The 24,025-nt window shown below is 49.0% G+C and carries 15 protein-coding genes, 1 pseudogene and 1 riboswitch; of the genes and pseudogenes, 14 read left to right on the forward strand and 2 right to left on the reverse strand.

What is annotated here, in order from left to right:
* Positions 1-3: 3 nt before the first annotated feature.
* The 8 genes from MCACP_RS01950 (at position 4) to MCACP_RS01985 (ending at position 11,221) form a co-directional block, all read left to right on the forward strand.
* Positions 4-1,554 carry a type I restriction-modification system subunit M gene (locus tag MCACP_RS01950; protein WP_406677725.1) on the forward strand — a complete coding sequence of 517 codons (1,551 nt, stop codon included), beginning with the start codon at positions 4-6 and terminating at the stop codon, positions 1,552-1,554.
* Positions 1,547-2,893 carry a restriction endonuclease subunit S gene (locus MCACP_RS01955; protein WP_406677726.1) on the forward strand — a complete coding sequence of 449 codons (1,347 nt, stop codon included), beginning with the start codon at positions 1,547-1,549 and terminating at the stop codon, positions 2,891-2,893. The genes MCACP_RS01950 and MCACP_RS01955 overlap by 8 nt, the downstream gene beginning before the upstream one ends.
* A complete protein-coding gene (locus MCACP_RS01960) occupies positions 2,877-5,774 on the forward strand; it encodes a type I restriction endonuclease subunit R (RefSeq protein WP_406677727.1) in 2,898 nt (965 codons plus the stop codon). The genes MCACP_RS01955 and MCACP_RS01960 overlap by 17 nt, the downstream gene beginning before the upstream one ends.
* The gene (locus MCACP_RS01965; protein ID WP_406677728.1) at positions 5,771-6,145 is read left to right on the forward strand and encodes a M48 metallopeptidase family protein; all 375 of its coding nucleotides are present in this window, start codon (positions 5,771-5,773) and stop codon (positions 6,143-6,145) included. The genes MCACP_RS01960 and MCACP_RS01965 overlap by 4 nt, the downstream gene beginning before the upstream one ends.
* 349 nt (positions 6,146-6,494) lie before the next feature.
* Positions 6,495-6,992, forward strand: a complete 498-nt coding sequence (locus MCACP_RS01970) for a hypothetical protein (protein ID WP_406677729.1) — start codon at positions 6,495-6,497, stop codon at positions 6,990-6,992.
* A 205-nt stretch (positions 6,993-7,197) separates the two neighbouring features.
* The gene (locus MCACP_RS01975; protein WP_406677731.1) at positions 7,198-9,744 is read left to right on the forward strand and encodes an AAA domain-containing protein; all 2,547 of its coding nucleotides are present in this window, start codon (positions 7,198-7,200) and stop codon (positions 9,742-9,744) included.
* Between the two features lie 611 nt (positions 9,745-10,355).
* Positions 10,356-10,739 (forward strand): nucleotidyltransferase family protein, encoded by a 384-nt coding sequence (locus MCACP_RS01980; RefSeq protein ID WP_406677732.1) that lies wholly within the window; start codon positions 10,356-10,358, stop codon positions 10,737-10,739.
* On the forward strand, positions 10,736-11,221 hold the full coding sequence (locus MCACP_RS01985) for a hypothetical protein (RefSeq protein WP_406677733.1): 486 nt from the start codon (positions 10,736-10,738) through the stop codon (positions 11,219-11,221). Before MCACP_RS01980 ends, MCACP_RS01985 begins: the two co-directional genes overlap by 4 nt.
* A gap of 608 nt (positions 11,222-11,829) precedes the next feature.
* Here MCACP_RS01985 and MCACP_RS01990 read toward each other — a convergent pair.
* Together MCACP_RS01990 and MCACP_RS01995 are read right to left on the reverse strand one after the other, a co-directional pair.
* Positions 11,830-16,350: an AAA domain-containing protein gene (locus MCACP_RS01990; RefSeq protein WP_406677734.1), complete on the reverse strand. Its 4,521-nt coding sequence runs from the start codon at positions 16,348-16,350 to the stop codon at positions 11,830-11,832.
* An 852-nt stretch (positions 16,351-17,202) separates the two neighbouring features.
* Positions 17,203-17,550, reverse strand: coding sequence for a helix-turn-helix transcriptional regulator (locus MCACP_RS01995; RefSeq protein WP_406677735.1), 348 nt, complete (start codon positions 17,548-17,550; stop codon positions 17,203-17,205).
* A gap of 779 nt (positions 17,551-18,329) precedes the next feature.
* On the opposite strand from MCACP_RS01995, the gene MCACP_RS02000 reads away from it, so the two are divergent.
* The 6 genes and pseudogenes from MCACP_RS02000 (at position 18,330) to MCACP_RS02025 (ending at position 23,898) form a co-directional block, all read left to right on the forward strand.
* Positions 18,330-18,569 (forward strand): helix-turn-helix transcriptional regulator, encoded by a 240-nt coding sequence (locus tag MCACP_RS02000; RefSeq protein WP_406677736.1) that lies wholly within the window; start codon positions 18,330-18,332, stop codon positions 18,567-18,569.
* A 198-nt stretch (positions 18,570-18,767) separates the two neighbouring features.
* Entirely contained in the window at positions 18,768-18,917 is a 150-nt protein-coding gene (locus tag MCACP_RS02005; protein ID WP_406677737.1) for a hypothetical protein, read from the forward strand.
* A 61-nt stretch (positions 18,918-18,978) separates the two neighbouring features.
* A riboswitch (cyclic di-GMP riboswitch) is annotated at positions 18,979-19,065 on the forward strand.
* A 541-nt stretch (positions 19,066-19,606) separates the two neighbouring features.
* Positions 19,607-20,233: pseudogene (locus MCACP_RS02010) on the forward strand (methyl-accepting chemotaxis protein); the annotation flags it as partial.
* A gap of 531 nt (positions 20,234-20,764) precedes the next feature.
* The gene (locus tag MCACP_RS02015) at positions 20,765-21,307 is read left to right on the forward strand and encodes a methyl-accepting chemotaxis protein (RefSeq protein ID WP_428847733.1); all 543 of its coding nucleotides are present in this window, start codon (positions 20,765-20,767) and stop codon (positions 21,305-21,307) included.
* 30 nt (positions 21,308-21,337) lie between these two features.
* Complete coding sequence (locus tag MCACP_RS02020; protein ID WP_406677738.1) at positions 21,338-22,849, forward strand: chemotaxis protein CheW; 1,512 nt, start codon at positions 21,338-21,340, stop codon at positions 22,847-22,849.
* Positions 22,846-23,898, forward strand: a complete 1,053-nt coding sequence (locus tag MCACP_RS02025) for a protein-glutamate methylesterase/protein-glutamine glutaminase (protein ID WP_406677739.1) — start codon at positions 22,846-22,848, stop codon at positions 23,896-23,898. Before MCACP_RS02020 ends, MCACP_RS02025 begins: the two co-directional genes overlap by 4 nt.
* Positions 23,899-24,025: the final 127 nt, after the last annotated feature.

The raw sequence follows: 24,025 nt of genomic DNA on the forward strand, positions 1-24,025 counted from the left end.
GCCATGACAGAAAACACTAATCTAGATCTTAGCACCCTGGAAAACTGGCTGTGGGAGGCAGCCTGTATAATTCGCGGTCCCGTAGATGCTCCTAAGTATAAGGATTACATATTGCCCCTAATTTTCCTAAAACGCTTGTCTGACGTTTTTGAGGATGAAATAGCTAAGCTGGCCGAAGAGATCTTTGACAGCTTTGAAGAAGCCCTGGCGCAGGTCGAAGAAGACCACTCCCTGGTGCGTTTTTACATCCCGCCCCAGGCCCGCTGGGAAGCCATATCCCGGCAGACGACCAACATCGGCGAATACCTCACCGATGCCGTGCTGGCAGTAGCTCGGGAAAACCCCAAACTCCAGGGCATTTTCGAGCATATCGACTTCAATGCCCAGATGGCCGGCCAGCCGGTTATCGATAACGACCGGCTTTATAACTTAATCCAGGTCCTTTCCCGCCATCGTTTAGGGTTGAAGGACGTGGAGGTAGACATTCTCGGCCGGGCTTATGAATACCTGTTGCGTAAATTCGCTGAAGGCCAGGGCCAGAGCGCCGGCGAATTCTATACTCCGCGGGAAGTTACCTGGCTGATGGCTTACCTTTTAGAACCCCAGCCAGGAGATAAGATCTATGACCCGGCCTGCGGTTCCGGCGGTCTACTGATTAAAAGCGTATTAGTGTTTAAGGAAGCCTATGGCGATGACCCTAGAATAGCGCCGGTTAAGATCTATGGCCAGGAGATCCTTTATACCACCTTTGCAATGGCCAAAATGAACGCCTTTATCCACGACCTGGAGGCAGATATCCGCCTGGGTGATACTATGGCCCGACCGGCCTTTACCAATCCCGACGGTTCTTTACGTATCTTTGATAAGGTAACTGCCAATCCCATGTGGAACCAGAAATTTCCTCTTTCATTGTACGAAGAAGACCCCTTTGATCGTTTTAAGTTTGGCGGCATCCCGCCGGCGTCAAGTGCTGACTGGGGCTGGATCCAGCATATGTATGCCTCATTGAAAGAAGGCGGCAAGATGGCCGTTGTTTTGGACACCGGATCTGTTTCCCGGGGTAGTGGCAACCAGGGATCTAACCGCGAGCGGGATATTCGCAAAGTTTTTGTGGAAAATGACCTGGTAGAGTGCGTCATCTTACTGCCGGAAAACATGTTCTATAATACTACCGCCCCGGGTATAATCATGATCATAAATAAGGCAAAAAAGCATCCAGGGGAGATTTTATTAATCAACGCCTCCAAATTGTTCACCAAGGGCCGCCCGAAGAACTACATGGATGACGAGCATATAAGGAAGGTCTATAGCCTTTACCGGGAATGGCGGGAAGAAGAGGGCTTGAGCAAAATAATTTCAATTGAAGAAGCAGCCCGTAATGACTACAACCTCAGCCCTTCCCGCTACGTATCTATTAACGGCAAAGAAGAATACCGGCCCGTAGAGGAGATTTTAGTCGAGCTGGCCGAAATCGAAGAAGAACGGCAGGCCGTAGATAAGGAACTGAATGATATCCTGGGCAAGTTAGGTTTTGGAGGTTGGCTGAATGGATAAGGAAATCAATGAGGTGATAGAGGGATATAAGGAAACGGAGATTGGGGTATTGCCCGAGGATTGGGAAGTGGTGAGGTTGGAAAATTGTCTTTCATTAATACGTAATGGGATTTCCAAAAAGCAAAGTAACGATTTTAAAAGCGGATATCCAGTTACACGAATCGAGACCATATCAGAAGGCCGAATTAACCCTAATAAAGTGGGATTTATAGATAATCTCACATCTGATGAAGTAGAAAAATTTAAATTAAGGCCAGGGGACGTTCTTTTTAGTCATATAAATAGTGAACCACAAATAGGGCGCTCAGTTGTTTATGAAGGTTGGCCAAGTATATTATTGCATGGAATGAATTTGCTCCTTTTGCGTTCAAATTCTTCTGTTGTTCCTCAGTGGCTTAATTATCTTTTTATGCATTACCGAGCTACAGGGATATTTATAAAAATAGCTGCGAGAGCAGTAAATCAGTCATCAATTAATCAGAACAAACTAAAGTCATTGTTTATCCCCCTCCCCCCACTCCCTGAGCAGCGCAAGATTGCCTATGTACTTTCAACCATCCAAAGAGCTATCGAGCTTCAAGATAAGATTATCGCCGCCACCCGGGAACTGAAAAAGTCGCTCATGCGCCACCTTTTTACCTATGGTCCGGTACCTGTGGACCAGATTGACCGCATACCCTTGAAGGAAACGGAAATCGGGATGGTGCCGGAGCATTGGGAAGTAGTGAGGTTAGGGGAAGCAATAATTAATACACAATATGGGCTTTCGTTACGTGGAAGTACAAACGGCAAGTATCCAATACTAAGAATGAATAACCTTATAGAGGGCTCTATTAATACATCTGATTTGCAATATGTAAACTTAGATTTACAACAACTTGAACGATTTCGTTTAAATAAAGGCGATATACTCTTTAATAGGACCAACAGTTTTGAGTTAGTAGGCAAAGCATCTCTATTTGCATTAGAAGGGGATTTTGTCTTTGCATCATATTTAATAAGAATCATTACCAATAAAATGCGCTTAGCACCTGGGTTTTTAAATTACTATCTTAATTGGGACGAAACACAGCATAGGTTAAAACTGCTTGCAAGTCGAGGTGTGAGTCAATCAAATATAAGTGCTACCAAATTAAAAGGATTTGTTATTTCTCTTCCCCCAATCACTGAACAAAATCGAATTGCCCATATTCTTACAGCCGTCGACAACAAAATTAACGCCGAGGAAAAACGCAAATCCGCTCTCCAATCCCTCTTCCAAACCATGCTCCACCTGCTCATGACCGGCAGTGTGCGCGTTAAAGACCTGGAGGTGAAAGAAGATGCCCTTAGGCGGTGAACGCTCCACAGTGCAAAATCCCTTCATCCGCTATGCCACCGAAGCGGGCTGGAAGTACATAGCACCTGAGGATTTAGAGCTCAGGCGGGGTGGAGTGGGGGGATTAATCGACCGCCAGGTATTTATCAGCCAGCTCCAGAGGTTAAACCCTGGCGTGGTGGACCACCTGCGGGCTGAAGAGGTATTAAAGCGGGTGGAGCGGATACCGCCAAATATTGAGGGGAACCTCCAGGCCTGGGAGTACCTGAAGGGCTTACGGACGGTATACGTGGAGACCGAGAAAAGGGAGCGCAATATCCGCCTGCTGGACCTGGATAACTGGCGGGCCAATAGTTTTCAAGTCACCGACGAATTTACCTACACCAATGGCACCTACACCATCCGCGCCGATATCGTTTTCTTGATTAACGGCGTCCCGGTCCTGGTGGTAGAAACGAAATCCACCAACGAGATTGAAGGCATCGCCAAAGCCCTGGACCAGATGCGCCGCTACCACCGGGAGGCGCCGGCGCTCATGGCCCTTGAGCAGGTTTATGTCTTGACCCACCTGGTTCGCTTCTATTATGGGGCCACCTGGAGTTTGAGCCGCAAAGACCTCTTCAACTGGCGGGACGAAAGCACAGGGCAGGATTACGAAACCCTGGTAAAAAGCTTCATCCATCCCCAGCGGGTGTTACGGGTCCTAACCGACTTTATCATGTTTGTCCGCCGGGATGATGAATTAAGTAAAGTTATCTTGCGACCGCACCAGATGCGGGCCATTGGCCGGGTCCTTAACCGTGCCTTAGACCCTACCAAAAAGCGGGGTCTGGTCTGGCACACCCAGGGGTCGGGTAAAACTTACACCATGATCACCATTGCCAAAAAGCTGATTGAAGACCCTCGTTTTAATAATCCCACCGTCCTCATGCTGGTAGACCGCAATGAGCTGGAACAGCAACTTTTCACTAACCTGGCCGCCTGTGGACTGGGTATGGTCGAACAAGCCCGGAGCAAACGCCACTTGCAAGAGCTTCTGGCTTCCGACCGCCGGGGCCTCATCGTCAGCATGATCCACAAATTTGACGACATTCCGGCTAAGCTTAATTGCCGGGACAATATCTTTGTCCTGGTAGATGAGGCCCACCGTACCACCGGAGGCAATTTGGGCAATTACCTCATGGGGGCTCTCCCCAATGCTACCTATATCGGCTTCACCGGCACCCCCATTGACCGCACCGCCTACGGCAAAGGCACTTTTAAAGTTTTTGGCTGCGACGACCAGCCTCACGGTTACCTGGATAAATACAGCATAGCCGAATCCATTGAAGACGGCACTACAGTACCCCTCCATTACTCCCTGGCTCCCAACGAACTGCGGGTGGACCGCGAGACCCTGGAGGAAGAATTTCTAAATCTGGCGGCAGCCGAAGGAGTTAGCGATATCGAAGAACTAAACAAAGTATTAGAGAAGGCCGTTACCCTAAGGAATATGCTAAAAAACCAGGATCGGGTAGAGGCAATAGCTGCCTATGTCGCCCGCCATTACCGGGACTATATCGAACCGATGGGTTATAAAGCCTTCCTGGTGGCAGTAGACCGCGAAGCCTGCATTATGTATAAAGAGACCCTGGATAAATACCTGCCGCCCGAGTATTCAGCAGTGGTAATCAGCAGGGCCCACAATGATCCGCCGGAACTAGCCCGCTATTATCTTCCTGAAAAAGAAGAAAAGGAGTTACGCAAGGCCTTCCGTAAACCCGGGGAATTGCCCAAAATCCTCATTGTTACCGAAAAACTCCTTACCGGCTACGACGCCCCGGTGCTGTACTGCATGTACTTGGATAAACCCATGCGCGACCATGTCCTTTTGCAGGCCATTGCCCGGGTAAACCGTCCCTACGAGGATGAAAACGGCCACCAGAAGCCGGCTGGCTTTGTTCTCGATTTTGTCGGCATCTTTGAAAACTTAGAGAAGGCCCTGGCCTTTGATTCTAAAGACGTAGAAGGTACCATTGTAGACCTGGATATCCTTAAAAACCGTTTTCAAGACTTAATGGCCGAAGGTAGAAGCAAATACCTTGCCATCATCGCAGGGTATCATCAGGATAAGGCGGCAGAACTGGCCTTGGAACACTTCCGGGAGCCCCAGATGCGCCAGGAGTATTATACCTTTTTTAAAGAGCTGGCCAACCTTTTTGAAATTATATCGCCGGATCCCTTTTTAAGGGAGTATCTAGACGATTACGACCAGTTAGCCCGGCTCTATCGACTGCTGCGTTCTGTTGAACCGGGGGTCAACCTGGACCATGAACTAATGCGCAAAACGGCCCGCCTGGTCCAGGAACACACCATTCCTGGTGCTATTCAGGATGCAGTGACGGTTTATAAGATCAACGAGGAAGTCCTGGATAAATTAGCTGAGACACAGGCTAGTTATACCATTGAAGTGTTTAACTTACTGAAAAGCATAGAAAACACTATAGCGGTGAAAAAGCAAGAAGCGCCCTATTTGCTCTCCATAGGCGAAATAGCAGAAAGAATAGCCAGAGCTTACCAGGAGAGACAGTTAAATACCCAGGAAGCTTTACGCCGGTTGGAAGAATTAATTAAAGAATATCTAGTTTCCGAGAAAGAACGGGCCGAGAAGGACATGACACCGGAAACTTATGCTGTATACTGGTACTTGAAACGACAGCAGATAAAAGGCGCCGAAGCTGTGGCGCGGAATATGGCCAGTGCCTTTACTGATTATCCCTACTGGCAGGAGAGTGAGAGCCAAGAACGGCAAATCGTGTGGGAGTTTTATAAAAACCTCAAGAAAACTGGATTGGAAGCAGGTAAAAAGATGAAAGAAATCGTAGACCAGATTTTGCAACTGCTAAAGGGGGCCAGGCGATGAGCTTGGGGTTAGATGATTATCTGGTATGGGAACAAGGCGGCGCTATATATGAAGGCGCTTTTACTTTGGCGACCCTTGATAAACTGGAAGAAGTTATTCCGGAGGCAGTTTTCCGGGCTGAGGTAGCAACCTGGGCCAAGAGGATCGGCGTTGAGCCCAAAGAAATACATATCCGCGCCATGAAACGCAAATGGGCGAGCTGCTCCAGTAAAGGCCGCTTAACCTTTGATCCCGAGTTGTTAAAACAGCCGGCAGCCTTCCGGGCTGAGGTAATTGTGCACGAACTGCTGCATTTAAAGATATCTAATCACGGGCCACTGTTTAAGGCGATGGGCAAGGCGTATCTGGCAAAGTATGGGGTGGGCTGTTAATTAAGTAATATATAAAATTACTGGTCTATATGGTTTATATTTAGATATATTTGGCTAAATATGTTTTATTATAGTTCTATATGGGGCGGCAAAAGGAACAAATGGCTTCAAAGCCTTGTGGCCCAGGGTTTTTAGGCAATAGTGCCATGTATTAATAGAGGGGTAATTAGCAGCGGCATGATTTTTATCTATTTAAAAACTGCTGCTTTTTAGTTTACAAAACGCCTCGAAAAAAGTTCAAAGACCGAAATCTATTGCGGCTCAAGGCCTTCAAGGTTTGCCGCCCATTTTGGTTAGGAGGTAAAAACAGCGGTATGATAAGCCGCTTAAAAAGAGGGAGGTAACGCTTATGGAGCAAAGGGTAGCCAAAAAGGTGATTTTGGAAATCGATCCTAACAATGATATTGTTAAAGGGCAGTTGTTATCTTCTGATACAGGAGAAGTAGTTACAACAGAGCTAGGGGAAATTTTAGAATTTATCTATACGGATTGCGGCGGTGTTGACATTATAGAAATGTATGAAGAGGAACAGTTGAAAAAAGCACAACGAGAAATGGCACAAAAGGAATATGAGTTTGATAAGTTCCTCAAGGGAATATATCAGGAGGCATTTGAGCAATCAAATCTTATGCCAGGGGCTGGTATAAAGGCTATAATAGCATTACCGATTGCAAAGCTACTGTCAGATATAAAAGAAATAGAAAATCCAAACAAAATAACAAAATGGATCCGGGATAAAATTATACCGCCGGCCCGGGATATGTTGGTAGCTTTTCTTTTCGGTAAGGAAAATGCCAAAGAGATCGACCGACTTATAGAAGAAGCAAGAAAAAAGTATCTATCATAGGACATATATTCCCCTACGGCAGGCAAGAATTGCAATTCTTTTTCTCTAATTACAGGAAACGTACGAATGTTTGTAGATTTGTAGAATAACACGTTAATAATGGCATATCTTGCTAGCATTATATGCGGGAAGTGCAGTGATAAAGCCAGGAACGGCTGAACCAAATCGCTACTTTAAAAAACTCTTTTTGATTGGGGGCAAATAAATGCTACTCTTAGAAAATTATATTGAAGACTTTAACCGTGCTCTCGATTTAGAGATAAAATATCAAAAAGAAACAGGAGGTCGTCTCTATATTATTCAAGAAGGTATGCTTCTTGATGGGGACAACTTTATTTATCGCTTTGTTATAGATCAAGAAGTCAGCTTACCTGATGGCACTCCAGTGCGAGTTAAAATTGGTGAAAAAGAAGTTACAGGGCACGTTATTTCTTTAGAAGGCTTCGATTTAATACTTACGCTAGATCAGTATCTTGGTGTTCAGGTACAAGAGGCTCACCTTTTTTGTGAGCCGTGGGGTTTATTAGAAGCCCTCCAAGAAAGATTAAAGGAAATATACAAAAAAAATGCTTCTCTAGTTGCTGCTGTGTTAACAGGTACCCCAGTAATGATTAAAAACCTAAAACCAATTAAAAGAAATCAGCATGGTAATAACTCTGATGTATGCAGTTTTGTCTTAAATAATGCAGTGGCTTTCATATGGGGTCCACCTGGTACCGGGAAGACGGAAACCCTGGCCCGTATTACTAACGAATTGCTTTCAAAAAAAGAATGCGTTCTTATTTTGTCACATAGTAATGTTGCTGTTGATGAAGCTGTAGCTAGAATAGCAAGTGTTGCCTTAACTTATAGAGAAGGGGATATTGTTCGGTATGGTTTTGCCCAACCTACCTTTTTGGCAAAACATCGTGACCTCACTTCATTTTACCTTGCAGCAAAAAAGCGACCGGAACTTCTGCATCGCTATGAACAGCTAAGGGCAGAGCGTGAAAAGCTTAAAAAAAGTGGTCCCAAGGAAGAACTTGCCAGGGTTGAGAAAGAGCTTAGTAATTGCCGCCAGGAAATTCGTGCTTTGGAGGGACTGGTTATAGGAGCCGCAAAGGCAGTTGGTACTACGTTGTCAAAATCAGTTGTTGATGAGGCAGTCTTCCGCTCACGGTGGGATACAGTAATCGTCGACGAGGTAAGCATGGCATACATACCCCATGTTATCTTTGCGGCTAGTTTGGCGGATAGACGTATTGTACTTGTAGGTGATTTCCGACAGCTTGCTCCTATAGCAATGGCTACAGAACCATTAGTAGACAAATGGTTGAAGCGTGACATATTTGAGAAAGCAGGTATAGTTGAAGCCGTAGATAACGGAAAGGATCACCCATGCCTGGCTAGCTTAACTATACAACACCGCATGCATCCCCGGATTGCGGGTTTTCCTAGTATACGATTTTACGGTGGACGGCTTGATAATGCGCCAGATGTAGCGAATAATGTAGATTCTATTGTAAACGATGAGCCCTTTCCCGGAGAACCTCTTATAATGTTTGATCTCTCTGGGCTTGATATTGGAAGTAGTATTCAACCAGATCATTCAAGATTTAATTTGATTTCGGCTTTTGCGTCAATAAGCCTAGCATCTAATTCTGGGAAAAGTAATGTTGCCATTATAACACCATATGTAGCCCAGGGACGGCTGCTCAGAGCCTTGATTAGCGATTTGTTTCCGTTTAAGGGGGGTAACACCACTCCCAAATGTCGGGCTTCAACTGTACATAAGTTTCAAGGATCCCAAAGCGATTTGGTAATCTTTGATACAGTAGACAGTAGTGGAAGGCCAGGTACACTTGTCTCAAGTATTAATGAAAGTTCTCGTCTTATCAATGTAGCTGTAACAAGGGCTAGGGGTAAGTTTATTTTAGTTTGTAAACGGTCGTACTTAGAAGATAGTGTTAGTAAAAATATGCCAATCAGTTGGTTAATCCAATACACTAAAGAAAAAGGGAAACACTATCGTTTGTTAAATGCTCTTAATTTGGATTTAACAAGGCAATCTACTAATAATCATCTTATTTGGTTAGAAAATGAAAAAGAGGTCAGGTCAAAACTAAAAGAAGAAATTAAAAATGCAAAGAAAATAATGGGGGAATTTAGAAGCGATTGGTTGGCAAGTGAAATCGGTCAAGCGATATTAGAAGAATTAGTTAAACCTGATAAGAATGTAGTGATAAGATGTAATAGCGCCTCCCCATTAAAAGGAACTTTCTTGGAAGAAAATATTATAATCAAAAATTTTATTCCATATTCTGCTGTTTTATTAATTGATAATAAGGTAATTTGGTGTGGTGCGCAGGTAAGAGGAGAGAATAGGTATCTATGGGTAAGATATTCAGGGCCAAAAGGCGTCCTAAGTATATCAGGACTATTAGACTTAGAACTCAAATCAAATGGTGGGAAGGTTGTTGGACTACGAGATTTTGTAAAAAACAGATGCAAGTGTCCCTCGTGCGGAAAACCTATGATTGCACGATTAAGTAAGAAAGGAAAAGTATTTTTGGGCTGCACAACTTATCCATCATGTGATGGTATAAGGTGGTTGGAAATTGATATTGCTAATGAATATCTTTCATTTATTGAGGCTTATTGTCCTAAATGTGGCGGAAAACTAATAGCTAAAAAAGGGAGAAATGGATTATTTGTAGGTTGTAGTAATTTCCCCGAATGCAAAACGACATTTGATCTACAAAATTATCTTTAGGCCTTTAAGACAACACTAAATTCAGGCGTGAGCTAACGCTATATGATAATCAATTAGTGCTGGGGAGTTTATCTGGGCGCCTGCGGCGCCCAGGCCCCTCCGCCCGCGCGGCTTCGCCGGCCTCCGCTCGGCCGGGCCTGCGGCCCGGCCCCAGCTCCGGCCCGCTCTGCTTCGCGCTGGCTCCGGGGCAAAAGATATACGCCCACTCCCTCCGCGGCCCTGCGGGCCGCTCCGGGAGAGGGCGCTGGTAGCTACCTATAGCCCGTTAATTGTGGTAAGGGCATAACGCCCGTTTTTTTGGCCGCGGGCGCCACCCGGCCTTCCGGCCGTCAGCCGTCGGCCGGATCTCGCCACGTGTCCGGCGGCGTGACCGTCTTCCAAGGCGAAGACCTTTCCCGGGCGGCTTCTTTGTAGATCCCTGTTTCCTTATGGTTCATATACTCGCTTAAAATGGACAGTTCTGGCTACCGCTGATGAGTTTACTGGCTCAAGCGATGGAAAATAACTCCATAATATAATTAACCTGTGGTATACTTAAATTACTAGAATTGCGGGAAAGAGAATGAGGGACGAGGCTATATAAAGCTGTTTTAGAGGAGGGTTACTAAAATATGGGTACCCAAACTGACGAACTGGCTGCTTATTACGCTAAGAAATACCCTTTGACTTTTACCGACGATTATTCAAAAACTGACCCCTTCCTAACCGAGCTTTATAGGGAAGCTTGGCAGGTTGCTGCCCGAGCTGCGGCCATCTTAAAAGAGCGATATGGTGCCCAAAAAGTGGTGGCCTTCGGCTCTTTGGTTGATCGATCCCGCTTTTCGCGCTGGTCCGATGTTGACCTGGCGGCGTGGGGCATCCCGGACGACCGGTTCTACGCCGCAGTGGGGGCGGTGACGGGTCTTAGTGAAAAGTTTAAAGTTGACCTGGTTGACCCGGAAGACTGCCGCGCATCTTTACGCAGGGCTATAGAAAGCGAAGGGGTCGAGCTATGAAAAAGAAGTACCTTGCCCTGGTCGGCCGCATCCGAGAGGAGCTCGCTGAAATCCAGCAGGCCGTCGACCGCGCCCGAACCGGATGGGAACGCTATCAACTTACAGGCGATGATTTTTACCTTGACAGCGTAGCTTTTAATCTTCACAGCTTTTATACGGGGCTGGAGAGGATTTTTGAACTAGTTGCCATCAATCTGGAGCAAAGTAAGCCGGAGGGGCAAAACTGGCATCAGGAGCTCTTGCACCAGATGGCGGTTGAGATTGAACTGATACGTCCCCCTGTCATCTCCAGGGAAACCAGGATCAGCCTGGATGAATACAGGGGCTTCCGTCACGTTGTGCGCAATATATATACCTTCCGTCTTTCTCCTGCCCGCATAAAGCCTTTACTGTATAACCTTGCGGAAGTTTGGGAGCGCACAAGAAGGGAACTCGAAAGGTTTCTTTTTTTCATTGAAGCAAGGGTTAACGAAAAGCAATAAAGGCCCTCTTTGTTGTGGGCGCCACCCGGCCTTCCTGCCGTCAGCCGTCGGCCGGGATCCGCCAGGTGACCGGCGGCGTGGCAGTTAGCCACGGCCACCAGTCACGTGGCGGCAATTTTTATTGCTTATCAGAGGAAACATATACAGCGCCTTCAGTTGGTGCCCAATTGGCGCCGGATGGGTTGAGATGGTGCCGGATTGGAGAGTCTTTAATGAGCGAAAAGCCCTGATAAACCCGGATTTGAAAGCACTAGTGAGATATTATGGACGGGTTGCCTGGGACTCACATTCAAGAGGTCGCAGGTTCAATCCCTGCCGTGCCCACCAGGTATAGTAAGGCCTCCCGGGACCGGGAGGCCTCTAAATTTGCCAGCTTACGGCATTTTGACAGCAAAAACAGGTAAAGTTCGAATTCCTGGAGATGCCTGCGCTGGTAGGTACTTATTCCCTTTCTTAGTTTTAACAGGCCACCCAGGGATAGCGTCCATACCGAAAAAGGTGGGAATGTTCCCCAACCCCTCCGGGGTTACGGACGGCAGCTCCCGTGAAAATAGTTCTCCTTTAGACTGTATCTTAACATTATAAATAGCTACACCTCTTTACCGTGGTTATACCGATTCCACCTTTTTGCTTGCCTCCCACTCACACCGCAACTGAGTTGCGTTATTGATAATTTCTTCTATTAGCTCGCCTCGTACATTACTCGAGCTTCCTTCGGAAAGGTATCCCTCTGGCTCTATACCATGTGACCGAAGTTGTTCGAAGACTCGCTCCATAGTCCGATCCGGTTCTTGATAAAATTCACTCCCGCGGATGCGAATGAATTTCCAACCCAAGCGCTCCAGGACAGCTTGACGGGCTAGATCCTCCGGTAACTTTTCCAACGGATGCCACCGATCTCCGTCACATTCAATGGCTACCCGCTGACCAGATCCTTCCACAACCAGATCTATAACATAGTAACCGACCGGCCATTGGGCATATGTGCGGTAACCGGCTGCCACCAACCGTTGTAACACTTCACGCTCGAATGGAGATTGAGTACGGGCACTTTCATTTATAAGGGCACGTGTAGCTGCTTCTGGATCTAAAGCATACTCGATCAGCCGACGACGAAGATCTCCGGGTTTCAAATCCACATGTGGGTCAAGGGAATACACTACCCACATTTGATCCTTTGCTCTGCTGGCTGCTACGTTGAACCGCTGCCGGAACCGATCATCTTCTCGCTTAGGCAGTGGGGTTCCAGTAGGAGCGTCCACAAGTGAAAGAAATACCACTTCCCGCTCGTCTCCCTGAAATTGAGCTGCAGTGCCACAGAGGATGCGGCGCTTTTTGTACTCTCGTTCAGGTAAGTATTGACGTAGCAAAGAATCTATAAACCGTGCTTGCTCCTCGCCAACCAGAGAGATGACACCAAACGTCTTTCCTTCGTAGGCCGGGTGTTGTACGGCCGCTACGAGTAACGAAACCAACTCCAGGGCTTCTTTTCGATTTACCCTGTTTTCTACATACGCTTCTTTCACCCGGTAAGGTACCACATGAGGCTTAAGCACTACATTGCTGGACTCTCTTAAGGGTTTGATTCGTCCGTTGTAGCAAAGGAGGTTGCTGAACTGGATAATCTCCGGCACACACCGGAAGTGTTCCACTAGCATAATGGCACCACCAAAGGACTCCCGGGCGATGTCGTATATGGAACGTCTACCATCGTAAAGTATGGCGTTAGGTATGTCACGCAGGTACTCGGTAATAATGGCCTCTATCCGCTCCAGCTCTTGTCCGACCCCTTCAGGGCTCACCTGCTCGTGGTCGCCTACTACTACAGCGCGATCGGCTAAATAGAGGGCCACAAGGGCCAGAGCATCACACTGGCTAGCTTCATCAATGATCACAACATCGAATCGAGTGGTGCGGGGATTAAACTGTTCGACAACACGAGCAAGCGGCATAATCCAGACCGGCACCGCTTCACGGGCACGACTGAGTTGGCGTGCAGCCTCTGCGCGCAATTCGATAGCTCGCTTGCCCGTCCCCTTTCCCAGTCGCCTTATAATATTAAGCCACCCTACTAGCGCCTGTTGCTGGCTAAGAGTTGTGCGCCGTAACTGTGCTGCCCAAGCTCGGTACTTGATCAGTTCAGCTGTCACCTGGCGCAGCGTATCCATTCGCTTTCTCAGGTGCTCCTGTAACTCTGGTACTGATAGCGAAGCGCGTCTTGCCAGCTCATCATGGAGTTGCCGCCACCGCCAGGCACCCATAGGATCTCCTGGTAGTTTAGCCTGGCCATGCACGCCCTGCCGACTACGGATGGCCGCCGCCCAACCAGGAGCAACCCGTTCCAGACGTGCTAAAAGTTCTTGACGACGCTGGAGATGGGCTTGCCGCCGATAAAGATCGGTGAGCCGCGTGTATAATGCACAATAGGTTTCTACGTCACGGTGTTGTACAGCTCCATATAGTTGCTCAGTTATCACACTCTGCTTTCGTCCCCGTAATGCCTCCAACCGCCTCGCAAACTCTTCCAGCTTGGTACGGGCATTAGACTGACGGATAAGCTGGGCCCTGGCCTCCAGAATTGGCGGTAGTTGCTCCATGAGAGCACTCCCTAAAACACGCAATTCGCCGAAGGGCGAAGGATCAGGAGGTTGTTGCCGGCGAAAGGCTTCCCATCGAAAACCGTGTCGCTGTAAGGTTTCTACTAGGGGCAGGAGGGCACGGTCGTTAAGTTCCAGCCAGTGCCGGAAACGGGGTGCGTACTGTGCCACAGCACGCTCCGGCTCCTCACCCAAATAGTCAGGAGACGGGCCTCCACGACGGGTAATCAGATACTCCCAACGTGCCAATAGTTCGTTGCGTAGCTGTGCCAGTCCAGCAGCCGCAGCCAAAGCGCGGAAGTGTTCGGCTAACCTGGGTTGCCCTGAAGCTACACTAGTACTTTGCACAAATCTCCGCCAAGCCGGGCGTAAAAGAAGGGAAAGTCCCCTAATGCTTCCACCGCGACGTTCTGCTTCTGCTGCCAACTCTACAGCTAGGCGTTCTTGTTCGTCAAGGGGAATATTAGGTGCTAACTGTGGACGGTGAAGAATGCACAACTCGTGGAATTCGGCAGCCTGTCGGTCAACGCGTCCAGTCAAATCCAGTAAGTGTTGCCAGGGTGCACAATGAGCTTCTCCTTTAAATCCTGATTCAGCTGCGGCAAGTTCCCAAAGTTCGGCTTGCAGTAACTGTTTTCCAACCGCTTTTGCTTCCCGTGCGAGAGCCTCGAGAGTTTCTGCCGACTCCTCAAATTCTAAACCAGACTCCCAAAGTTCTGAAGGGACAGCCTCTACCGGGCGGGCAAGTATAGCAGCCAATTCAGCAAATTGCTCCGGCACTAGAAGGTTCTCAGGTGCAGGTAGGCCAAGAACCATTTCCTGCTCATCCTCAGGTGTTACGGTGGCATTGGTCTGATAGAGTTCAGCCAATTCTGTTATAGAGAGAGGTAATGGGTGTCCTGGTTCTACAGGTTCTGGAATCCAATCGTGGTGTCCTTTCCCTTCAGCAACTAACCGTCCTGCTTTGGAGGGTTCAAACGTTTCCCCAGCAACGACGATTTCCCGGTACTCACTCCCAACGGCCTCCAGAAGGCGTTGTTGTAAAGACTGAATCTCTTGTAGTAGCTGGCGCCGCTGGACGGCCAAGCCGGCTGCTTCTTCTTCTAGAGTTCTTGCATCACTCTGACTGAGTTGTTCTGCGATATGATTCACGGCTTCTTCAAGCTGCCTGCGGCTCTCCAAATCGTCATCGAGAACGTTCACACAAAGGGGCCGTAGTGGGTCTACGATCTGATCACGTAGCACACGTAAAGCTTTGGAGGTATGGGCAGTAACCAGTACAGTTTTACCCTGTGCGAGAAGATGACCAATTAGGTTGGCAATGGTATGCGTCTTACCGGTACCCGGTGGGCCCTGTACCAGTACCCCACCATACCGATCTAGTCTCTCTGCAATCCGCAATTGTTCTCTGTTCCAAGACTTGCTAAAAAGGACTCCCTCTGGCTCGTTACCAGGCAGTAGGGTATGTAACCTCTCTTCTGGTTCATCGTTATTCTCGGATATCTCAACGCCCACAATCCCAGATAAAAATGATGGCAGATTTTCACGTTCAGGTAGATCTTCCAAGATCAGATCCAGCGCACGGGCAAACCCCTGCGTGCGTTGGCGTAAAAAGAGTACCGGAGATCGTCCGATAATTGGTTGCAGTGCTTCCTTTGGCGGCAACTCATTCCCAATGAACCGACCATGTGGGGAAAGGATTTGCACCAAACGCCGGAAGAAACCAGAAGTATCCTCACTTCCCAACGGGTGAAAACCTACATGCTCCAATTCCTCGTGGACACTGCCGAGTTGCTCCGGGTTGACTACAGGAGCATCACGAAGTACAACAGTATAAAGCTCGGGATTTCTACCTATGTCGACAATGCGAAACTCCGGTATATCAGCATCGAATTCTAATTGAACGGGAAGTAATAGCAAAGGATGATAGATGATTTCTTGTTCAATTTTCCAGCTGAGGATACCATCTCCAACTACCAGCTCCACTCGCTCGCCTTCGCGACCCAAGCGTCCGTATAGCTCGTAGAGGGTTTCAAAAACCTTCATAGTTTGCCGCGCTGGACGCTCGTTTTCTGCCCATTCTTTCCACAATACTCGCCAACGTTCAAAATCCTGCACTCGCTGCTCATCGTCCTCAAAACGCATTACTTGCGTTTCTCTGTTTGGCTGTTCTACGTTCCGGCTCGAATATGGAATTACGTCGTGTTTTAGGGGGTCTTCCCAACCGGGTTGCAACCATCCTTCAAGAGAAGGAGGAGGCGCAGGAGGTTTCGTAAGCCGAGGGCGTTGTACTGTGAGAATGAATTCAGACGTCTCGGTCTCCTGTGCAGTAGCTTCTACGCGCTGTTTCGCCGAAAGAACGAATCCGCGGTGAATTGCAGGATGGTTGGGGAGTTCGGAGAGCCAGAGCCGCCAGGGCTGGTCGTCTATATGTTTTGGGAAAAAGTGGCGGATGCGCGCATATTCACGCAGAAATCTGTAGATGCGAATTAAACGTTCCCGTGCTAACGGTAGGTTTGCACTAACACTCATAGTACAAAATATCCCCCACACCTAAGTAAACTTCACTTGGCAGCAAGAGGTCTGCCTGGCTGGCAGCCAAACCACATCCCTCCCGAAATAACTTTTATTCTACATTTTTCCTCGTCCTTCCTCTCTGACACGGGAAATTTTGGGTACAAGTTAAAAGATAACCAATCAAGGCAAGATGCCTTGCTCAGGCCCCCATTATGCGCTGGGGAGAGGAATTTGAGAATTTGCGGGTTGAAGTTGAGCAGCCGCTATATTCCTTCTTCTCCTACTTCTTTATCGGGCAGTTTAAGATTAATTACGAGTCTATTATCCCCCGGAAGTTGGCGCTTCTACCCATAATGGCATATTTCTATTTTATAAGAACGAAGGGATAACCTATAATAAATTCACACCTAAATGTCAGCGCGGAATTGTTTAACCAGAACCCTAAGCCGAAAAGCACGCGCCCACTTCCTCCGCGGCCCTGCAGCCCGCTCCGGGAGAGGGTGCAGGTCAGCTACCCATACCCCTGTAGTTGTAGTTATAAAGCTAAGGGTTTTACCCTGTAGTGAAATCAAGCCCTCTGGAGGATTACCAGAGGGCTTGGTATTTGCTTCTATTGTAATGTAGCAGCGATATCCCCCAAAATTGATACTCACCCCGCATACTGCCTCAAATCTATGGTGATATTGCGGAAGTTCTCATTATGACCAGCGATAAAAGCTGGCGAAAAATTGAAAAATACCATGGGCAGAAACTTACTATAGCGGAGATTCGTACTCTGCCGTCCTATCGGTGATTATGCCGTGTTTCTTGGGGGATTACTTGCAAACAGAACGCTTGGACGGAAATGAAATGGGAAGGTTTAAAGAGTTACGGTAAAACATCGTCTGAGACCTGGAGCGCGGCGATAAAGGCGGCGATGTTTTTGGCCGGGACGCCGGTACGTTCGGCCAGCAGTTTGACCAGCGGGTCGTCGGCCAGGGAAAAATAGTTGGCCAGGGGTAAATGGTTGGTGGCTTTACCCAGCCCTACCAGCTCGTCCAAGGAAACACCAAAGAGCTGGCCAAGTCTAACCAGCGTTTCCAGGCCTGGTTGCTTTGTCCCGCGCTCCCAGTTGGCGACGGTGGGACGCTCTACGCCGACCATCCTGGCCACGTCTTCCTGCCGCAGGCCCCTCCGCTGGCGTAACTGCTTTAGAGACTCTCCAAACTTCAGCATAATTATCACCACCTATCTCAATAATTTGCTTCTAGCTTGTTAAATCTTCTGCTCTCTTAGAGTTTCATTTTTTATGATGAGGTCCAAGAGGGCAGATGAAGCCCAGTTATTGTGAATAATGCGGGCATCGCAAAACCAAGGCCTATGTGAGTTTTACCCGCGGCTTGTGTGATATGACCCATGGTTAAATTTCCAGCTGCTCATTTATGTTTTTGTAAAAAGTGTTTGATCCTTGCGGTACCTTTGGGACAATCACGGTAGAACCAATAGCGGGGCAGTTTCATCACCTCCTGCACTTCCTATTGCCTTTTTACACTTTGAGACAATAACATTTCCAATTCAGGGTCTTGATATTTTACGCGAGTCTAGGTTTCCAATAGAAACATTATATGCATAGAATCCCGCCCTTACTTAAAATATAACCCATAGAGAACGGCTCGCTCACAGCGGAATATTAATAAAGGGACAGTTTAGCGTTAATGATTGGGATGAAAAACCGTCCCGGAGCCGCAACATAAATATACTTATCCAATTATAACCTTTTAGAAGTGTTGTGAGAAACCCTTTTAAATCACAGCTGGCCGCAGTAGTGGTGCCATTGCCAATAAGGATACGAGGCCGGTTGCCGAACACCTGCCACTAGAATTCATGAGCCTTCATCGTTCGACAAGATTTTTATGTGGGTAGCCATCTTCTATTGACAAGTTCCCAAAAGAGCACATATAATGTTTCCTAAAGGCACAAAAAGGCGAGTGATACGCCTGAAAAGGAGGCAGCCTATGCGCACTGCCCTGCGCAAGGCGCGGCTCAAGGCCGGCCTGACACAATCAGAACTGGCCCACCAGGTGGGGTTGAGACGTGCTTCCTACACCAATATTGAGAAGGGGCACAAAAACCCTTCCGTGAGTACCGCTCTCCGCATCGCCCGGGCCCTTAACCGACCGGTTGAGGAGCTCTTTGCCGACGAGTTCTATGCCGTCCATGGTGCCAGGAGCGGGAGGAGGGCGATGGGCGGCTGACCGCCGGAAGTAAATATTGCCATTGCTGCCGCGGATTATGCATCTGGCCCCGGTCTCGAGCAACACCTTGGAGCCGAACCATGGGCTGGACTTCGGCATCCTCACCCTTAAATAAAGCCCTGAGCTTTTTAAAGGGGGTATCAGACTGGGCAACGTCGACTGCTAGAAGTCGTTGGACATTTTAAGGGGGAGCGAAATATGGTTGATGGCCCATTAACTGAAGAAGAAATTAACGAGCTGTTAGCTGCGTATGAAGAGCTAACAAGCCGGATTAGAGAGGGCAAAGTTCTACCGCTCACGGATCTGTCTATTGAAGAAACGGTGAATAAGAATTATTCCTGGGAATAAAGGGTGTACATTTTTGTAAGTAAGCCAGTAAATACCAAAAGTTAAAAGGGTTGTTATCAGACACCGTTAAGGGCAAACCGGTCGAAAGACTGGGGCGCAAAGCCGTGGGCCTAAGGCTTGTAAGAGCTATGGCTGCCAGGTTGCCGGTGGACCTTCTGGGAGACGAAGGGAATTATGTTTGCTCTTAGAGGGAACAGGTAACCTGTCCCCTTATTTTTTTTGTTAGACGGAAATTATTTTCGCGAAGCAGACAAGTATCGCTGCTTAAGGTTAGAAGGCTCATAAGTTTTTTAACAGGACAGTTCGCCGAGGTATTGTTTTTGGAGAAATGGGCTCGAAGGAGGGATGGCTACATAAAAATGGAAATAAACGGATAAATAATTGAAAATAGCACTTAAATTAATTTAATAACACTTAAAATATTAAATTCAGGAGGACTGATAACCATGGCTATTGATGCCACCAAAACACTGGAACCATTACCTTCTGCTAGTCGAGGGATATACAGCGATACCAGTAAGAGTGGAGCGGTCAAAGAAGGGGACAAAAAGGAAATGGAGTTACGGAGGAGGCAGGCACGTACTTTTGCGAAGCAACAACAGATTGCCGAGCGGATAGCCAGCGCGACGGAACAACTTTCTTCTGGCGTAGAAGAGGCTTCCAATGCAGTAGAAGAATTGCGCACTGCCATGGAGCAGATAGCCAGCGGAGCACAAGAGGCCAGCGGTGCTACCCAGCAGTCCCTGTCCGCTATTCAGGTTATTGGCGAAGCTGCCAAGGTGTCGGTAAAGCAGACCCGGGAATCCCTCACTCGTTGTGAAGCCATTAGAAACCTGGTGAGCCGCACGAGTGAGGATATTGAGGTCCTGATACAAGGGGTAGACGCCAGCGCCGCCAGGAGCGAGGAGTCGGCTAGGCTGGTAGCGAAGCTGGAAGAAGAAGCGTCCAAGATTGGCGAGATTGTCCGCACCGTGGTAAGGATAGCCGACCAGACCAACCTTCTGGCCCTGAACGCTGCCATTGAGGCGGCGCGGGCTGGGGAGCACGGCCGCGGGTTTGCTGTAGTGGCGGACGAAGTAAGAACCTTGGCAGAGACTTCCGAGAAAGCGGCCAGCGACATCAGGAAGATAGTCGGTAGCGTGCAGGAAGACGTGCGAACGGTGGCTGAAGCCATCAACAAAGCGGCCGAGGTAGCCAGGGGTGAGACGGAAAAAGGCAAGGCCATTACGGAAGAGCTTAAGAAGATAGCCGCTTCTGTAGCCAATGTAGTGGAAGGAGCTACCAGAATCGAGCAACTGGTCACGGAAGTAGAAAAAGCGGTAGCCGAGTTCCAGAAAGGTAGTGAACAGATAGCTGCCAATGCTGAGGAGCAGGCCAGCGCCGCCGAGCAGGCCTTGCAGGGGGTTCAACAACAGGTTCGGGCACTAAACGAAATAAGCAATAATAGCAATAATTTAGCGGATTTGGCTGATGAACTCAAGCATTCGACCGATGTGGTCAAATCAGCCGAGGGCCTGGCGGCGGCGGCAGAAGAACTATCCTCGGCCATTGAGGAGGCCAGCCGTTCGGCAGAAGAGATTAATGCGGCCCTAAATCAGATGGCGAAATCGGCAGAGCAGCAGGCTTCAGCGTCCGAGGAAGCCTCCGTCGCCATCAAGCAGATCGAAAAATCGATGGGAGTAATTGCGAAGGAGGCCGATGATTCCAGAGCGGCAGCAAAGGAGCTCAGCGACTTGCTGGCTGCAAATAAAGTCAGGGTAAATGAGCTGATTAAAGGCATCAGGCAGGCAGCAGCAACCAACCTTGAGAACGTACAGAAAGTTAACCAGCTGGAGCGGAACGCCCGCATGATCGACAAGATAGTAGACACCATTGCGAGCGTAAGCATCCAGACCAACATGCTGGCAGTAAGCGGCGCTATTGAGGCAGCCCGGGCGGGTGAATACGGCAAGGGGTTCGCGGTAGTAGCTTCAGACATTCGTAACCTTGCCCAGGAAAGTGCCCGCAACGCCGAGCAGATCAAGGAAATGGTAAAAGGTATTCAAGAACAGGTGACGAATGTACTCCGGGATATTACTACTATTGGAGAAGTGGTTCAGAAGGAAGCGGAAAAAGCTCAAAAGACAACGTCCGACATTGACATAATCGAAGCCGATATGCGGGTGGTCGTAGAAGGGGTGGAAACGGTTAAAAAGCAGGCAGACGAAAGCCTCCTGAGGGTGGAAGAAGCAGCCAAAGGAGTAGAACAGATAGCCACGTCTGCCCAGGAAGCCAGTAAGGCGGCACAGGAAGCAGCCGTCGCCAGCCGCCAGCAAGCGGAAGGCATGAAGGAGCTTGCCCAGGCTATCGAGGAGATTGCAGCCATGGCGGACGAGCTCCAGCAGGGCTAAAGGAATAGGGGTAAACGAGGAGGAAAGTATATGGCAGTAGCCGGTGGGTCGGTTGCAAGCTCTGACCAATACGTGGTTTTTCGCTTGGGCGAGGAAAGCTACGGCATAGCGATAGAGTACCTCCAGGAGATCATTCGCGTTCCTTACGTGGTGAAGGTGCCCCTGACGCCCCCGTACATGCGGGGGCTCGCCAACCTGAGGGGCAACATTCTCCCGATTTATGACACCCGCCTGCGGTTAGGTATAAACGCTACGGATGATGACGAGAGCAACCGGGTGATAGTGGTTAATGCTGGAGGGAAGCAGGCGGGCTATGTAGTGGACCGGGTAGAAGGCGTTATAGATATTCCCAGGGAAGCCGTAGAGGAATTCCGGGAAAAAGGTGATACTGGAGGTTACGTAACCAGGGCAGCCCGTGTGGGCGAGGGCAAGCTTGCCCTTCTTATAGATATGGACAATATGCTTAAAGATATAGGTTTAAACGACAGCAGGATAACTTCTATCGAAGGCAATAAAGATTACGAGAACCCTGGTGCTAAAGAAGAAGAAAGCAGTGCCGAGGAAAACGAGCAACAGCTTCTGACCTTTCAGGTAGGAAAAGAAGAGTACGCTTTGGACATCGCTGACGTTCAAGAGATAGTGCATTTGCCGGAAAACTGGAATGTAGTACCTGATGTTCCTCCCTATGTCCTGGGACTGGTGTCGCTGCGGGACAGGGTTTTACCCCTCATCAGTATGAGGAGGCTTTTCGGCCTTCCGGAGGAGGGTGATGTTCCTGGTGGCAGAATAGTAGTAGCGTACGTAGGGGAAGGCAAGAGAGTAGCCGTCGGTCTAGTAGTGGACAGCGTAGCTGAAGTTTTGAGAGTGGCAGAGCGGATATTGGAACCGGTGCCTTCCGTGGTGCGTTGTGCCGGGGATGAATTTGCTGCCATATGCCGGCTGACAGACGAGCGCATGTTATTTGTACTTGACGCCTCCAGGCTGTTGCGAGATGTTGCGTTTCTTACGGAATGGGAACAGGGAGTAGCAGAGGAAGCAGGTGCTTCTAGCCGGAGGGTGTTGGAAGAGGAGCGGCAGCTTGTGACTTTTTTCCTGGATGAGGAAGAGTTTGCTCTGCCCATAGACAGCGTCCGTGAGATAATTCGCGCAGGCCGTATAACCGTCGTACCCAGGATGCCGGACTTTGTGAAGGGGATATTGAATCTTCGAGGGAGTATAGTGCCCATTATCGACTTGCGGTGCAAATTCGGCTATCCCGAGAGAGAAATAGATGAACAGGTACGAATTTTAATCTGCGAAGGGAATACATCAGTGATGGGCCTGATGGTCGACGGCGTAAAGGAAGTAGCCAAAATTAGTATGAGCAGCATTGAAGCCACGCCTCAAGTTTTAGTGAAAGACAGTATCCAGTCTTTCGTTGCAGGGATAGCCAAGTTTGGCGGCGAGCGTAACGTAATACTTTTAGACCCGGCGCGTGTACTGTCCTGGGAAGAGCGCGACAAACTTATAGAAGCGGTGGAGGAGACGGATAGCGGCAGATGAAGCCTATACGGGTACTCGTAGTAGACGATTCGGCTTTCATGCGAAGAGTTATAAGGCAAATATTAGAAGGAGCACCCGATATCGAAGTAGTGGACGTGGCACGGGATGGGCTGGAGGGTACGAAGAAGGCCATTACCCTCCAGCCCGACGTGGTTACCATGGATATCAATATGCCGGGGATGGACGGCCTTACCGCCCTGCAGCATATAACCGCGAAGACAAAGGCCAAAGTAGTCATGATTTCTTCGTTAACCAGGAAGGACGCGCTTATAACGCTAGAGGCCCTCGAGCTGGGGGCGGTGGATTTTATAACGAAACCGGACGGCACCATATCGCTGGGTATAAGGCGGCTTGCGGATGAGATCATAGGTAAGGTGCGGGCGGCGGCTAAAGCGCGGGTGCGTACGAGAACGCCTGGTAGAAGGGTTCCCCGTGTGGAAAAACAGGTCCCGGTAACTGCTGTCACGGACCTGGACTGGGTAGTAATGATAGGCGTATCCACGGGAGGGCCCAGGACGCTGGAGGATATACTGCCGTACCTGCCCGGGGACCTGCCTGCCGGAGTGGTAGTAGTACAGCACATGCCGCCGCGCTTTACCGCCAGCCTTGCGCAACGCCTCGATCATTGTAGCAACCTGCATGTGCGTGAAGCCCAGGAGGGGATGAGATTGAGCAACGGCTTGGCGGTAATTGCTCCTGGGGGCTACCATCTTATGTTCAGGCGGCAGGGTGGGGCTGTTACCTGCTATTTATCTCTCAGGCCGGAGGACGACGAATTTCGGCCTTCAGTAGATGTAACCTTGCGCGCTTTGATGGAGGCGTTCGACCCCAAGCGTATCATTGGGGTCCTCCTTACAGGAATGGGAGACGACGGTGCGGATGCGATGGTAGAATTAAGAAAGCGCGGCGGCTGGACTGTAGCCGAGAGCGAGGAGACGGCGGTGGTGTGGGGCATGCCCCGTGCCGCGATAGAACGTGGGGGCGCGGACGTAGTAGCCCCCAGTTATGAGATAGCGGACATTATACGGCGGAAAGTCGGAAACAGGTAGGTGTTGATGGGAGAAGGCTTTAGGTATTTTTGCGGCCCTCCTTCGGGATACTGGCCGCGATGGAGGGTAATAACGGTTCATGCTTTAGGCCGAAGCAGGTGTCCTGGGAGCTTATGACGGGCGTAAA

The sequence above is a fragment of the Neomoorella carbonis genome, from assembly GCF_045278715.1.
Lineage (GTDB): Bacteria > Bacillota > DSM-521 > Neomoorellales > Neomoorellaceae > Neomoorella > Neomoorella carbonis.